The sequence below is a fragment of the Vannielia sp. ABF1_015 genome, assembly GCF_056160745.1.
In genome coordinates this window covers 215,458-229,509 of the sequence record NZ_JBSWXT010000002.1, presented here as the reverse complement: position 1 = coordinate 229,509, position 14,052 = coordinate 215,458, and the positions used below count along the sequence as shown (strand labels likewise).

Here is a 14,052-nt window from a genome sequence, read left to right as displayed (position 1 = left end):
GAGCGGGCCGCATGCGCCGAGTTTTCCAAGACCCGTTGAAAGGAGCCGCCCATGCGCGCCACAGCCCTTGCCCTCTGCCTTCTCGCCAGCCCGCTCGCCGCGCAAACCGCCGATGAGGTAGAAGCCGCGCGGCAAGCCTATAACGACGGCCATTGGGATTTGGCGATGACTGTGCTGATCCCCGCCGCCGAGGCCGGCCACCCCGATGCGCAAAACGTCTATGGCATTGCCTTGAAAGACGGCGAAGGCACCGAGGCAAACCCGCCAGCGGCGATTGGCTGGTATGAAAAGGCGATCGCGCAGGGCCACCAGAAGGCCATGTATAACCTCGGCCATCTCTACCAGAACGGTGCCGAAGGGGTGCCGCAAGACTTCGACAAGGCCCGCGCCCTTTATGAGCAGGCCATCGAATCGGGCTATGGCGCGGCGGCCAACGGGCTTGCCCTGATGTATGAGCGCGGCGAGGGGGTGGAAAAAGACCTCTCCAAAGCCGTCGAATACTACCAGATCGGCGCCGAGGCGGGCGAAAAGCACGCGCTTTACAACCTCGCCAACTACTACCGTCTCGGGCAGGGCGTGGAGGAAGACCTAAATCGCGCGCTTGAGCTCTACACCGAATCCGCCCTCGCAGGCCATCCGCAGGCCTGGAACGCCGTCGCGCTGTTCAATCAGCACGGCATGGTTGGCGCGCCCAACCCCGAGGCCGCCTATCTGGCCTTCCGCAAGGCGATTGACGGCGGCCTTGCGCTTGCGGGGGTGAACCTTGGCGAATTTGCCACCTCCACCGAGGGCTGGTGGCAGGATCCGGTAGAAGGCTATGGCTACTGCCTCTGGGGCATCAACAACGCCGCCGACAGCGACCGTGAAAACTTCATCCAAACCTGCGAGCCGCTGGTGGAATACCTGACCGTGGAAGAGGAAGACGCGGCCAAACGCTTTGCCGAGAGCATTGGCGCGGAGTGATGTGATCACAGGGCCGCGCGATGGGTTGATTAACACGTCCTATGTCATTTGACGTGTGCATCGCCTGTGCATCACTTGTGCACAGGATGTTGCCCTTCGCTTTTTGGGGTTAACGCCGCGAAATTAACCTTCGTCCGGAAAGCGGACCTTGCCGATATAGGGCAGGTCGCGGTTTCGCTGGGCATAGTCGATACCATAGCCCACGACAAACTCGTCAGGGATGTCGAAGCCTATGAAATCGGCGGCAAAATCCACTTCGCGCCGCGATGGTTTGTCGAGCAGGGCAATGGTGCGCAGGCGGGCAGGCTCGCGGGCTTTCAGCATGTGGATGACGTGGTGCAGGGTAAAGCCGGTGTCGACGATATCCTCCACCACCAGCACATCGCGCCCATGAATTTCGCCGCGCAAGTCTTTGAGAATGCGCACTTCCTTACTGCTCTCCATCGCGTCGCCGTAGCTGGACGCCTCGATGAAATCCACCTCCAGCGGCAGATCCATCTCGCGCACCAGATCGGCGATAAACACGAATGATCCGCGCAGGAGGCCAATCACCACCAGCTTGTCGGTGCCGCTGAATTCGGCCTCGATCTTGCGGGCCAGTTCCTCGATCTTGGCGGCAATCGCCTTGGCAGAAATCATCTGGTCGATGACATACGGTCGCTGCGGCATGGCTTCCCCTTGCAATCCCCGGCGCGTTCGGGCTCATCATGGCCCATCCAGCCGCGATGATACAGGCCTCATGACACGCCACGCAGAGACCCGCCAACTCCCTTATTCCGCTCAGGAAATCTATGATCTGGTTGCCGATGTGGCCTCCTACCCCAAGTTTCTGCCTTGGACGGCAGCGGCACGGGTGCGGTCGCGCCGCGAGGTGCCGGTGGACGAGCTGGAGCATGGCCAGCAGCGGTTTGGCCGCTGCGAGATCATGGAGGCCGATCTGGTCATTTCGTTTAAGGTTTTCCGTGAAACCTTCCTGTCGCGCGTCTGGCTCTTCGAGGAGGCAAAGCGGATCGAAACGCGCTACATCGACGGCCCGTTCAAGCATATGCGGTCTGTCTGGCAGATGACGCCCGCGCCGGAGGGCTGCGACGTGCACTTCGAGGTGGACTTCGAATTCAAGAACCGTCTGCTGCAAGGGGCGGCCGGGATGTTCTTCAACGAGGCCATGCAGCGCATTGTGCGGGCCTTCGAGGCGCGGGCCGATGAACTATACGGGGTTAAGAAAGGCTCGTAACGCGCTGTTATTGCGGCGAGAGTTTTGACATCATGAGCCGTAGGGCGTGGTTAACAGTTGCTTTGCGCACCGCGTCGCGCCCCAGAGCGCCAAACTCCCGCGTTTCTGTGATCACATAATCGCCCCACGCCAGCCCAAAGCACACCCGACCCTCCGGCTTGTGCTCAGAACCGCCTGGCCCCGCGATGCCCGTGACCGACACCGCCAGCGATGCTTCCGACCGAGCGAGGGCACCCTTGGCCATCTCTGCTGCAACCTCCTCGGAAACCGCGCCATGCGCTTCAAGGGTTTCGCCTTTGACCCCGAGCATCTCCTGTTTGGCGGCGTTAGAGTAGGTCACGAATCCCCGGTCGAACACATCCGAAGACCCGGCCACATCGGTGATCGCCGCCGCAATCATTCCACCAGTGCAGCTTTCTGCCGTGGCGAGTGTAGCGCCAGATTTTCGTGCAATATCAAGAAATTCAGAGGCAATGCTCACATCAATACCCCATGGGCCAAACCGGCCAGCGCCATCACGGCCACCGCTGCGAAGACCCCTGCGATCACGTCATCCAGCATTACCCCCAGCGCATCCCCGCGCCGGTCTGCCCAGCCGACGAGCCAGGGTTTGGTGATGTCGAACAGCCGGAAGAGCACAAAGGCCGCAAGCCACCCGGGCCAGAGGCGATGCAGCTCCTGACCGGCGGCGATGGCCCCGTAAGCCACTGGAAACAAGGCAATCCACTGGCCGACGACCTCATCGACCACAATTTCGGAGGGGTCATGATCCGCCGCGCCCCGCGTCTCTTCCGCCGTGGCCCAAAGGCCGAGCGCGAAGGCCGTGAGCGTGGCCAGCGCCAACCCCCAAAAGCCTGCGTAGAGCGCAATCACATAGCCCGCCGGAAGCGCGGCGAGTGAGCCCCAGGTTCCCGGTGCAGGCCTCAGGTGGCCGACCCAGAAAAACGTGGCGATCCCGTGGGTTAGCGCCTTCATTTCGGCACCAGAACAACCGTCGCCATCGCCGCGATCCCTTCTTCCCGCCCGGTAAACCCGAGCCGCTCCGATGTGGTGGCTTTCACCGAAACGCAGCCAAGCTCACACCCCATGATCCGCGCCATCTCTGCCCGCATCGCTGGCGCATGCGGCCCGATCTTGGGCCGCTCGCAGATCAGCGTGAGGTCTACATTGCCGAGTACAAAGCCACGCTCGCTGGCCAACTCTACGGAATGCTTGAGAAAAATCTCGCTCGCCGCACCCTTCCACTGCGGGTCGGAAGGCGGGAAATGCTGCCCGATATCCCCCTCGGCCAACGCGCCATAGATCGCATCGGTCACCGCGTGCATCCCCACATCGGCATCCGAATGGCCCTGAAGCCCGCGCCCGTGGGGCACCGTCACGCCGCAAAGCACCACATGATCTCCCGCGCCAAAGCGATGCACGTCAAACCCGTTGCCAACCCGGATAGCCATTTGATCTTCCTTTAAAATTCTCTCTGCGCGGGTGAAATCCTCGGGGTGTGTCACCTTCAGATTCCGCTCTTCACCCGTCACCAGCGCCACGCCCATCCCGGCCGCCAGTGCCACCTCTACATCATCCGCTGCCGTGCCCTGAAATGCCTCATGCGCCGCACGAATGGCCGCCAATTCAAACCCCTGCGGCGTTTGCGCCCGCCAAAGGGCGTCGCGCGGTTGCACCGCCTGCACCACGCCATTTCCGGCGCGCCAGAGCGCATCGGTGACCGCAAGGGCAGGGGCCGCGCCCGGGGACTGCTCCAGAGCAGAAATCACCCGTGAAATCAGCGCCGTAGACACCAAGGGCCGCGCGCCGTCATGGATAAGCACATGGGTCGCATCATCCGGCAGCGCCGCGAGCCCTGCAGCAACAGAGCGGGCGCGGCTATCAGCCCCGACTACCCGCGCAACGCCGCCGGGCAGCGCCGCGCGCGCCAAGGCTTCATCGCCCTCGCCAATCACGACCGTGACGCTTGCCACTTTTTCGTGCTGCAAGAAAACATCCAACGTGCGGGCCAGTAACGGCACTCCGCCAAGGTTCTGGTATTGTTTGGGAATCGCGCCCCCAGCCCGGGTTCCACGCCCGGCGGCGACAATCAGCGCGGCGATATGCACGGTGTCTTTTGGCACCAGACCCCTCTACGCCCTGCCGCTACCGGGGGCAACAGAAGACCCCTCAACGCAAAGGGCTGCACAAAAATTAATCGCTTCATGTCTGGACCGTGAAAACCCACGCCGAAGGCTTTGCATTCGGGGGCGAACCGCCGATATGTAGCAAGAGTTGCTCAAGGATTAAGCATTTGTCCGTTTCCGTGGCAGATATAAAGTTAGACCCTCCGGTTCTCCTCGCCCCGCTCGCGGGCATCACAGACCTGCCGTTCCGCCAATTGGTAGCCAGCTTCGGCGCGGGTTTGGTGGTGTCAGAGATGGTGGCGAGCCAAGAGATGGTGCAGGCAAAGCCCGGCGTGCGCGAGCGGGCCGAGCTGGGGTTTGGCGAACAGGCAACCTCGATTCAGCTGGCGGGCCGCGATGCCGAGTGGATGGCCCGCGCCGCCGCGATGGTGGAAGAGAACGGCGCAAATATCATCGACATCAACATGGGCTGCCCCGCCAAGAAGGTGACAGGCGGCCTCTCTGGCTCGGCGCTGATGAAGGATCTCGATCATGCGCTCACGCTGATCGAGGCGGTTGTCGCCGCGGTCCGCGTGCCGGTAACGCTGAAATGCCGCCTCGGCTGGGATGACGGTCAGATCAACGCGCCAGAGCTGGCTGCCCGCGCCGAGCAGGCCGGGGTGAAGATGGTCACCGTTCACGGCCGCACGCGCTGCCAGTTTTACAAAGGCCGGGCCGACTGGGCCGCGATCCGCGCGGTGAAAGAGGCGGTGTCGATCCCGGTTATCGTCAACGGAGACATCACCGATGCCGCCTCGGCCCGCGCCGCGCTAGCCGCGTCTGGCGCCGATGGCGTGATGGTGGGGCGCGGGGCGCAGGGCGCGCCATGGCGGCTGGCCGAAATTGCCCATGCGTTGGGGCAGGGGCCGGCCCCAACCATCCCGCAGGGCGCGGACCTCGCACAGATGATCTGCCGCCACTACGACGCGATGATTGACTTCTACGGCGCCGCGCTCGGCAACCGCGTCGCCCGCAAACATCTCGGTTGGTATATGGACCAGGCTCAAACCGCGCCCGCGCTGCGCCGCGAGATCCTGACGGAAACCGACCCGGCTCGCGTGCGCGCCTTTATCCACGATATCCCCGCCCGCCAGAGTGAGGCTGCATGATGGACCGCGAAAACATCATCTGGGTCTCGCTGCCGGTGCCTGCAATCCTGCTGGATGACAAGGATCAGATCGACGATATCAACCCGGCGGCAGAGACCTTTCTGAACACCTCGTTGCGCTCGCTCAAGGGCCACCATGTTTGGGACAAGATCATGGTTGCCGCTCCTATTGAGGGCGGCTTTGAGCGGGTGCGCAAGAACCAGTCGGCGCTCTTCGTCAATGACGTCGACCTTGGCACCGGAGAGCGCCCGCCGGTACATTGCAACCTGCAGATCGCGCCGCTGAACGATGACAGCAAGCGCCTGATCATGCTGATCTCGCCGCGCGAGATTGCCGGCAAACTGGGCCGTGCGCATTCAGTGCATGCCACCGCCAAGAGCGCGATCGGCATGGCCGAGATGCTGGCGCATGAAATTAAAAACCCGCTGGCGGGCATCACCGGGGCGGCTCAGCTGATCTCGATGAACCTGCCCAAATCCGAGCTGGAACTGACCGACCTAATCGTTGCCGAAAGCCGCCGGATCGTGAAGTTGCTGGAGCAGGTGGAGCAGTTTGGCAACGTGCGCCCGCCGCTGATGAAGCCGGTGAACATCCACGATATTCTCGACCGGGCCCGCAAGTCTGCCGAGGTGGGCTATGCGGCGGGGATGACCTTCATAGATGACTATGACCCCTCGCTGCCGCCGACATTGGGGGATTCCGATCAACTGCTTCAGGTGTTTCTCAACCTCTTCAAGAACGCCGCCGAAGCCGCTGAAAAGCTTGGCCCCAATCACGAAGGCATCATCAGGATCCGCACCTTCTATGACCTGTCGCTGAGGCTGCGGGGCAAGGATGGCAAGGGCGCTGCGGTGCCTTTGCAGGTGGAGATCACCGACAATGGGCCGGGCCTGCCCGAAGAGATCTCGGATGAGATCTTCGAGCCCTTCGTATCGGGCCGCGAAAACGGCACCGGGCTTGGGCTGGCCTTGGTCACGAAAATCATAGGCGAGCATCACGGCTGGATTCAGGTGGATTCGGTGCCAGGCAAGACAGTGTTCCGGGTGTCACTTCAGGTGGCACCCGATCTGAGCAACAGCGAATATTACTAGGAGCAACGACCGATGGACGGAACGGTACTGGTAGCTGACGACGACCGCACGATACGCACCGTGCTCACGCAGGCGCTGACCCGGGCTGGCTGCCGGGTGCATGCCACCTCGTCGCTGGTCACGCTGATGCGCTGGGTCGAGGAGGGCAAGGGCGATCTGGTGATCTCCGATGTTGTTATGCCTGACGGCAACGGCTTGGAAACACTTCCAAAAATCTCATCCGAGCGGCCCGGCCTGCCGGTGATCGTGATCTCGGCGCAAAACACCATCATGACGGCGATTCAGGCCGCCGAGGCGGAGGCCTACGACTACCTCCCGAAGCCGTTTGACCTGCCAGACCTGATGAAACGCGCCGCACGGGCGCTTGAGAGCAGACGACGCCTTGCAACGCAGCGGGCCGAAGCGCCCGAGGTGCCGCAGACCGATAGTGACCTGCCGCTGGTGGGCCGCACCCCGCAGATGCAGGGGCTCTACCGGCTGGTGGCAAAGGTCATGAACACTGACCTTCCGGTGCTCGTGACGGGCGAGAGTGGGACGGGTAAGTCTTTGATTGCGCGTGCAATTCATGACTTTTCCGACAGGCGCACCTTGCCCTTCGTGGTGGTGTCGCCCGGCGATCTGCAAGGGGCGGATGGCCCGGCGCAGGTGGTGGCCCGCGCCCGGGGCGGCTCGCTGCTCTTTGATGAAATCGCCGACCTCGATGATGAGGCGCAGGGACGGATCGTGCGCATGCTCGATGCCTTCGGAGATTCCGCGCCACGGGTGATGAGCACTTCGCAGGGCAACCTGATGGAGCGGATGGAAAGCGGCGGCTTCCGGCAGGATCTATTTTACCGGCTCGGCGGCGTGACCATCAATGTGCCGTCTCTCCGTGAGAGGGTCGATGACATCCCGCTTTTGGCCGAGCACTTCCTCTCCCGCTCCGACAGGGAAGGGGCTCCTGCCAAGCGCATCGCCCCGCCCGCGATGGAGCTGATCCGCGCCTACAGCTGGCCCGGCAACGTGCGGCAGTTGGAAAACACCATTCGCAGGTTGGTGGTGACGGCCACCGAAGAGCAGGTTGGCCTTGCCGATGTTGAGGCGGTGCTAAGCTCGCAGCCCGAGATCGAGCCGCTTGTGGGCGGGGGCGACGGTGAAAAGCTTTCGTCTTCGGTCGCGAAACATCTGCGCCGCTACTTCGATCTGCATGGCGGCGCGCTGCCGCCGCCCGGGCTCTACACCCGGATTCTCAAGGAGGTGGAGCTTCCGCTGATCGAAATTGCGCTTGATGCGACCGGTGGCAATCAGGCCAAATGCGCCGATTTGCTGGGCATCAACCGAAATACCCTCCGCAAGAAGATAAATGACCTCGATATTCAGGTGACACGCCGCCGCAAATTGATGTAAAAGGGCAACATAGCCGTGGCAGAGGGGCCTCAGGCCCCCGGTGAGATCACGGGATATGGCGGTATGCCCTTTCGGGGGCACTAGATATGTGAGGCATGCGGTGGGATCCTCCGCACGAGCGTTTGGGTGGGAACGCCTTGTTAAATTGCGTAGATTGCGTCGGTTGCGCAATGCAGCGACGCTCGCGCTTGTCGTTCTTGGCCCTGCGCTGGCAATCGGTACATACCTGACGCTCGGCCCGTTCGGGCAGGGCGCGAACTCGCCCGCGCTTCGGGCGATTCTTCTGGCCGATATCGTTTACGTGCTCATCGTGGCCGCGCTCGTGCTTTGGCAGGTCGGCAAGCTGGTCGCGGCGCGGCGCCGAAAATCGGCCGGGTCGCGGCTGCACCTGCGCCTCACCGGGGTGTTCGCGCTCATTGCCGCCGTGCCCACCGTTCTTGTGGCGGTTTTCGCGGGCCTCACCATCAACCTCGGGCTTGAAAGCTGGTTTTCTGACCGGGTGCGCGAGGTGGTGGGCGCGTCCTTGGAAGCCGCTCAGGCCTATAAGGCAGAGCACCGGCACGATCTGGAGCAAGACGCCGCTGTGCTGGCCGGTTACCTCAACGTTGCGCGCGCGGCCCGTGGCGCAGTGAGCGACGGGCAAATCCGGCAGGTGTTGGGGCAGGGGCAGGCGCAGGTGCAGCGCGGGTTGCGCGAGGCCTATGTGATCGACGGCGGGGGCGATCTGCGGGCTCGCGGCGAGCGCTCCTATCTCTTCGACTTCGAGAAACCGACCGAAGCGCAGATGGAGGCGGCGCGGACGGGCGAAACCGTGATCATCGAAGATTGGGAGAATAGCGAATTTCGCGCACTCTTGCGGCTGAGCGCCTTCCCCGATCGCTTCCTCTACGTGTCCCGCGAGGTGGATGGCCAGTTGCTCGGGCTGCTCGACGACACCGAAGAGACAGTGACGGTTTACAACCAGCTGGAGCAGGAGCGCGGGCGCAGGCTCTTTGAGTTTGGTGTTATTTATCTGGGCTTTGCCGCGATCCTGATCCTTGCCTCGATCTGGCTCGGCCTGTGGTTTGCCGAGCGCCTCAGCCGCCCCGTCGGTCGCCTGACCGGCGCCGCGCAACGCGTGGGCGAGGGCGACCTTGATGTGCGGGTGATCGAGGATTCGGGCGATGACGAAATCGCTATGCTGGGCCGCATCTTCAACCAGATGACCCGCCAGCTGAAAGGCCAACGCACCCGGCTGCTGGATAACTCGGCCCGGATCGAAGAGCGCCGAAGGCTGTTCGAGCAGGTGCTGTCCTCTGTCACCGCCGGTGTGATCGGGCTGGATCCCAACGGGCAGGTGGAATTCATGAACCGGTCGGCCCACACGCTGCTGGACCTCGACGATGAGAGTGAGCCGCTGGTTGCAGTTGGGCAGGCGGTGCCGGAGTTTGCGGGATTGCTGGAGCGCCTGCGCACCGGTGAAAAGGAAGTGGCCCGCGAGGAGATCAAGATCAGCCGCAAGGGCAAGCTCGAAACGCTGCTGGTGCGGATGGCCCGGCGGCGCGGCGAGGAGGGCGAGATTGAGGGCTACGTGGTGGCCTTCGATGATGTGTCCGAGTTGGTGACAGCACAGCGGATGGCCGCCTGGGGCGACGTGGCGCGCCGGATTGCCCATGAAATCAAGAACCCGCTTACGCCGATTCAGCTGTCGGCCGAGCGCATTCGCCGCAAGTTCACGCCCATGGTGGGCGAAGAGGCCGAGAGCCTTGATCAGCTTACCGGCGTGATCGTGCGCCAGACCGGGGATCTGCGCCGTATTGTCGATGAGTTCTCCAAGTTCGCCCGGATGCCCGAGCCGGACCGCAAGCCGGTTGATCTGGCCAAGGTGCTGCGGGATGCGGTGCTGTTGCAGCGCGAGAGCCTTGGTGACGGGCTCCAGTATGAAGATGAAACCGGCGGCGTGATGGCTGATCTGGATGAAACCATGGTGAGCCAGGCGCTGATCAACCTGATTAAGAACGCCGGAGAAGCCATTGAAAGCTTGCAGGAAAAAGGCGCGCCAGAGGGCCATGTGCCCATTGTGCGCGTCCGACTATACACCGACGCCGGGGAGGCGGTGGTGGAAGTGGCCGACAACGGGATCGGCCTGCCGGAAGACCGCGGACGGCTCTTTGAGCCCTACGTGACGACAAGGGAAAAGGGCACCGGCCTCGGCCTGCCTATCGTGAAGAAGATCATCGAAGAACATGGCGGCAGCCTCGAACTCACCGATGCCGAGCCTTTCACGGAAGGGGCGCACTGCGGCGCTCTGGCCGTTGTCAGGCTTCCGCGCAGCGCAGAGATCAGCGCAGCCGCCGAATGACAGGAAAGGAAGGAAGAGCAGCGATGACCGATATTCTGATTGTAGACGACGAGCGCGACATCCGCGAATTGGTAGGAGACATCCTGCGCGACGAGGGGTTTCAGACCCGTCTCGCGGGCAACTCCGACGACTGCATGGCCGAGATCAACGAAGCGCCGCCTGCGCTGATGATCCTCGACATCTGGCTGAAAGACAGCCGGATGGATGGAATCGACATCCTGAAAACGGTGAAGCGCGACAACCCTGATATTCCGATCGTCATTATCTCGGGGCATGGCAACATCGAGATCGCCGTGGCCGCGATCAAGCAGGGGGCCTACGACTTTATCGAGAAGCCCTTCAACATCGACCAGTTGATGGTGGTAATCCGCCGCGCGATGGAAACCTCTCGCCTGCGCCGCGAGAACTCGCAGCTCCGCCGCAAGGAGGTGAGCGTCACCGATATGGTCGGCAATTCCACCGCCTTCAAAGCACTGAAGAGCCAACTGGACAAGGTGACCAAGTCCAACGGGCGGGTGATGCTGACGGGGCCGGCTGGCTCGGGCAAGGAGGTGGCGGCGCGCTACATTCACGCCAATTCATCACGCGCCTCCTCGCCCTTCGTGTCAGTCAACTCGGCGTCTATCGAGCCCGACCGGATGGAAGAGGTGCTGTTTGGCCGCGAGAGCGATGCCCGCGGCGTGGAGCCGGGCCTGCTGGAACAGGCCCACGGCGGCGTGCTCTATTTCGACGAGGTCGCGGATATGCCGCTTGGCACCCAGTCCAAAATCCTGCGGGTGCTGGTTGACCAACAGTTTCAACGGGTTGGGGGCGCCGACAAGGTGCGGGTCGATCTGCGGGTGATCTCCTCGACCAACCGTGACCTAGAGGCCGAAATTGCGCGCGGCACTTTCCGTGAAGAGCTATATCACCGGCTCAACGTCGTGCCGATCCGGGTGCCGGGGCTGGAAGAGCGGCGCGAGGATATTCCGGAACTGGCGCGGCATTTCATCGCCGAATTCAACGCCAGCCAGGGCCTTTCGGCGCGGGAGCTTTCGGAAGAAGCCGATGCGTTGCTGCAAACCATGCACCTGCCGGGCAACGTGCGGCAGCTCAAGAACATCATCGAGCGGGCGCTGATCCTTGGCGAAACCACGGACCCGATTGATGCGCGGGAGTTGCAAGGCGGTGAGAGCCAGGAAGACGACGATGGCCGCGTCGTGCTGTCGGGCGGGCTGGCAACTCTGCCGCTGCGCGAGGCACGGGAGCTGTTTGAGCGGGAGTATCTGCTGACCCAGATCAACCGGTTCGGCGGCAATATCTCTCGCACGGCGACCTTTGTGGGCATGGAGCGTTCGGCCTTGCACCGCAAACTGAAGTCGCTCGGGGTTGTGACCTCGACCAAGGCGGGCGCACGCGTGGCGCATATCGAGAGCCAAGCGGCGGAGTAGGGCAGGAACTTCTGGCGCTCTGAGGCGGGCAGGCTTCCGCCCGGGCGCCAAGCGATTGCGATTGCCGCTGCCACTGTTCAGGCCGGTAAACACATCACAAACTGGCGGAAACTCGCCCATTCGTGTGTTTTGTGCGTCACGTTTAACACGCTAACTTGAAATTTGTTCCTAATTCGGTGAACACAAAGACCAGCGAGAAAAAATACTCGAGGGACAGATGAGGTTGGGCACTTTCAAGCGGGCAAATGCCCTGAGGCTTCCGATGCTTTGCGCCGCGCTTTTGATGACGGCGGCCTGCGGGGCTAAGCAGAGCAATGAGACCCTCTCCACCATGACTGCGCCGCAGCTCAAGCCCGAGCTGCTGGACTTTGCGATTTCCGAGGCCCGGAGCTTGCGGGCCACGGGCGCGCGCGTTTGGTGTGTGCCCTTTGCGCGCAACGCTTCGGGCATTCAGATCCGGGGCAATGCCGAGTTTTGGTGGGGCAAGGCCGCTGGTCTTTATCCGCGCAGCAAGGATCCCCATGTCGGCTCCGTCATGGCGTTTTCGGGCACCGGCAAGCTACCGATGGGCCATGTGGCCGTGGTGTCGCGCATCCACGATGATCGTTTGATCGAGATCGACCATGCCAACTGGCATCGCAACCAGATCAGCCTCGGGATGAAGGTCAAGGACATCTCCCCGGCGAATGACTGGTCTCTCGTGACTGTGGAGAGCAACCCGGGCCAGTTTGGCAGCCCCTACCGGATTGACGGGTTTATCCTGCCGCAGCCGGTTCAGATGGCCAGCGCCCAGTAAACCAGCCTTGCGCGGCGTGATGATGGTGAATGCCGGGCCTGTTTGCCCGGCTCCCGCTTTTTGCCTGGCCCGTCGTCTTGCCCGGATTGACCCTGCCGCGCCGAAGTGCCAAGCAAAGGGCCAGCATAACGGCGAGGCCCGAACGGGGCAGGAGCATCCATGAAGGTCATCATCTGTGGCGCGGGCCAGGTTGGCTGGCAGATTGCGCGGCACCTTTCCGGCGAGCGAAACGACGTGACGGTGGTGGACAACAACGCCGAACTCGTGCGCCGCGCGACGGACTCGCTTGATGTTCAGGGCATTGCAGGCCACGCCAGCTACCCTGATATCCTCGACCGGGCAGGGGCCCGGGATGCCGATATGATCATCGCCGCCACCCACTCGGACGAGGTGAACATGGTCACCTGTCAGGTGGCGCATTCGGTGTTCTCGATCCCGCGCAAAGTGGCCCGGCTGCGCTCGCAAAGCTACCTCACGGCGATCTACTCCGACCTTTACCGGCGCGATCACATGCCGATCGACGTTGTGATCAGCCCAGAGCGCGAGGTGGCCGAGGCCGCGCTGCAACGCCTCGCCGCGCCTGCCGCTTTCGACACGGAGCGGTTTTTGGGTGGGCGGGCCCAGTTGCTTGGCATCCAGCTTGATGATGATTGCCCGGTTCTCAACACGCCGTTGCGCCAGCTGACCGATCTGTTTTCTACCCTGCGAGCCATCGTTGTCGGGGTGCGCCGCCAGAACAAGCTTTTCGCCCCCGATCCGGGCGATCAGCTCTTCGCCGGGGATCAGGTGTATGTCTGCGCCAATACCGACGATACGACCCGCACCATGGAGATTTTCGGCAAGGTGCTGCGCAAGCAGGAGCGGGTGGTGATTATCGGCGGCGGCAACGTAGGCCTTGCGGTGGCCTCGGCGCTGGAAAAGCGTGTGGAGCGCATCCGGGCCAAGGTGATCGAACGCTCGCGCCCCATTGCCGAGCGGGCGGCCGACGCGCTGGAGCGGACAATTGTGCTCAATGGTGACGGGCTGTCACGTGAGTTGCTGATCGAAGCCAACATCGACAAGGCCGACGCGGTGCTTTGCGTCACAGATGATGACAAGGTGAACCTGCTTGCGGCGGTGCGGGCCAAATCCAATGGTTGCCCGATGGCGATCTGTCTGGTGAACGACCCAACGCTGGTGCCGCTGATGCGCCCGCTCGGGGTTGATGCCTATATCAACCCGCGCGCCACCACCGTCAGCTCGATCCTGCGCCACATCCGCCACGGGCGGGTGCGCGGTGTTTACTCGATCGGCGATGCGGAGGCCGAGGTGATTGAGGCGCAGGTGCTTTCGACCTCGCCGCTCTCGGGACGGCGCATCCGCGATATCGAGTTTCCCGAAGGCGTTTGCGTTGGCGCCCTGCTTCGGGGCGACACATACATCAAGCCGGTTGCCGAAACACGGATCGACGAGGGCGATGTGATTGTTCTCTTTGCCATGGCAGACGACGTGCCCGAGGTGGAGCGGCTGTTGCAGGTCTCCATCGACTTCTTCTAAG

General features: G+C 62.8%; 13 protein-coding genes. 9 read left to right on the top strand and 4 right to left on the bottom strand.

What is annotated here, in order from left to right; all coding sequences use genetic code 11:
- Window positions 1-51 precede the first annotated feature (51 nt).
- Window positions 52-963 (top strand): tetratricopeptide repeat protein, encoded by a 912-nt coding sequence (locus ACXAG6_RS13550; RefSeq protein WP_140014189.1) that lies wholly within the window; start codon window positions 52-54, stop codon window positions 961-963.
- Window positions 964-1,086: 123 nt separating this feature from the next.
- On the opposite strand, the gene hpt is transcribed toward ACXAG6_RS13550, so the two are convergent.
- On the bottom strand, window positions 1,087-1,632 hold the full coding sequence (gene hpt, locus ACXAG6_RS13545) for a hypoxanthine phosphoribosyltransferase (protein WP_140014190.1): 546 nt from the start codon (window positions 1,630-1,632) through the stop codon (window positions 1,087-1,089).
- Between the two features lie 70 nt (window positions 1,633-1,702).
- Between hpt and ACXAG6_RS13540 the strand changes: the two genes are divergently transcribed.
- Complete coding sequence (locus ACXAG6_RS13540) at window positions 1,703-2,197, top strand: type II toxin-antitoxin system RatA family toxin (RefSeq protein WP_475338237.1); 495 nt, start codon at window positions 1,703-1,705, stop codon at window positions 2,195-2,197.
- Window positions 2,198-2,204: 7 nt separating this feature from the next.
- Here ACXAG6_RS13540 and ACXAG6_RS13535 read toward each other — a convergent pair whose 3' ends face one another.
- The 3 genes from ACXAG6_RS13535 to ACXAG6_RS13525 are packed head-to-tail and all read right to left on the bottom strand — an operon-like array spanning window position 2,205 to window position 4,320.
- The gene (locus ACXAG6_RS13535) at window positions 2,205-2,684 is read right to left on the bottom strand and encodes a CinA family protein (protein WP_475339066.1); all 480 of its coding nucleotides are present in this window, start codon (window positions 2,682-2,684) and stop codon (window positions 2,205-2,207) included.
- A complete protein-coding gene (locus ACXAG6_RS13530; RefSeq protein WP_475338236.1) occupies window positions 2,675-3,172 on the bottom strand; it encodes a phosphatidylglycerophosphatase A family protein in 498 nt (165 codons plus the stop codon). Before ACXAG6_RS13530 ends, ACXAG6_RS13535 begins: the two co-directional genes overlap by 10 nt.
- On the bottom strand, window positions 3,169-4,320 hold the full coding sequence (locus ACXAG6_RS13525; protein ID WP_475338235.1) for a bifunctional 2-C-methyl-D-erythritol 4-phosphate cytidylyltransferase/2-C-methyl-D-erythritol 2,4-cyclodiphosphate synthase: 1,152 nt from the start codon (window positions 4,318-4,320) through the stop codon (window positions 3,169-3,171). The genes ACXAG6_RS13530 and ACXAG6_RS13525 overlap by 4 nt, the downstream gene beginning before the upstream one ends.
- Window positions 4,321-4,502: 182 nt before the next feature.
- On the opposite strand from ACXAG6_RS13525, the gene dusB reads away from it, so the two are divergent.
- From dusB to trkA, 7 genes are all read left to right on the top strand, one after another.
- Window positions 4,503-5,471: a tRNA dihydrouridine synthase DusB gene (gene dusB, locus ACXAG6_RS13520; protein ID WP_475338234.1), complete on the top strand. Its 969-nt coding sequence runs from the start codon at window positions 4,503-4,505 to the stop codon at window positions 5,469-5,471.
- Window positions 5,471-6,562, top strand: a complete 1,092-nt coding sequence (locus ACXAG6_RS13515; protein WP_475339065.1) for a two-component system sensor histidine kinase NtrB — start codon at window positions 5,471-5,473, stop codon at window positions 6,560-6,562. The genes dusB and ACXAG6_RS13515 overlap by 1 nt, the downstream gene beginning before the upstream one ends.
- 12 nt (window positions 6,563-6,574) lie before the next feature.
- Complete coding sequence (locus ACXAG6_RS13510; protein ID WP_140014195.1) at window positions 6,575-7,948, top strand: response regulator; 1,374 nt, start codon at window positions 6,575-6,577, stop codon at window positions 7,946-7,948.
- Between the two features lie 55 nt (window positions 7,949-8,003).
- Complete coding sequence (locus ACXAG6_RS13505; protein WP_475338232.1) at window positions 8,004-10,289, top strand: sensor histidine kinase NtrY-like; 2,286 nt, start codon at window positions 8,004-8,006, stop codon at window positions 10,287-10,289.
- 23 nt (window positions 10,290-10,312) lie between these two features.
- Window positions 10,313-11,719, top strand: coding sequence for a nitrogen assimilation response regulator NtrX (gene ntrX, locus ACXAG6_RS13500; protein ID WP_475338231.1), 1,407 nt, complete (start codon window positions 10,313-10,315; stop codon window positions 11,717-11,719).
- 331 nt (window positions 11,720-12,050) lie between these two features.
- Window positions 12,051-12,515, top strand: coding sequence for a CHAP domain-containing protein (locus tag ACXAG6_RS13495; protein ID WP_475338230.1), 465 nt, complete (start codon window positions 12,051-12,053; stop codon window positions 12,513-12,515).
- A 159-nt stretch (window positions 12,516-12,674) separates the two neighbouring features.
- Window positions 12,675-14,051, top strand: a complete 1,377-nt coding sequence (gene trkA / locus ACXAG6_RS13490) for a Trk system potassium transporter TrkA (RefSeq protein ID WP_140014199.1) — start codon at window positions 12,675-12,677, stop codon at window positions 14,049-14,051.
- The last annotated feature ends 1 nt before the right edge of the window (window position 14,052 follow it).

Excerpts from the sequence above, each read along its gene's own strand:
- ACXAG6_RS13550 (WP_140014189.1), top strand. The coding sequence starts at position 52 with ATGCGCGCCACAGCCCTTGCCCTCTGCCTTCTCGCCAGCCCGCTCGCC.
- trkA (WP_140014199.1), top strand. The coding sequence starts at position 12,675 with ATGAAGGTCATCATCTGTGGCGCGGGCCAGGTTGGCTGGCAGATTGCG.
- ACXAG6_RS13515 (WP_475339065.1), top strand. The coding sequence starts at position 5,471 with ATGGACCGCGAAAACATCATCTGGGTCTCGCTGCCGGTGCCTGCAATC.
- ACXAG6_RS13540 (WP_475338237.1), top strand. The coding sequence starts at position 1,703 with ATGACACGCCACGCAGAGACCCGCCAACTCCCTTATTCCGCTCAGGAA.
- ACXAG6_RS13495 (WP_475338230.1), top strand. The coding sequence starts at position 12,051 with ATGACTGCGCCGCAGCTCAAGCCCGAGCTGCTGGACTTTGCGATTTCC.
- ntrX (WP_475338231.1), top strand. The coding sequence starts at position 10,313 with ATGACCGATATTCTGATTGTAGACGACGAGCGCGACATCCGCGAATTG.
- ACXAG6_RS13505 (WP_475338232.1), top strand. The coding sequence starts at position 8,004 with ATGGCGGTATGCCCTTTCGGGGGCACTAGATATGTGAGGCATGCGGTG.
- ACXAG6_RS13510 (WP_140014195.1), top strand. The coding sequence starts at position 6,575 with ATGGACGGAACGGTACTGGTAGCTGACGACGACCGCACGATACGCACC.
- hpt (WP_140014190.1), bottom strand. The coding sequence starts at position 1,632 with ATGCCGCAGCGACCGTATGTCATCGACCAGATGATTTCTGCCAAGGCG.
- ACXAG6_RS13530 (WP_475338236.1), bottom strand. The coding sequence starts at position 3,172 with ATGAAGGCGCTAACCCACGGGATCGCCACGTTTTTCTGGGTCGGCCAC.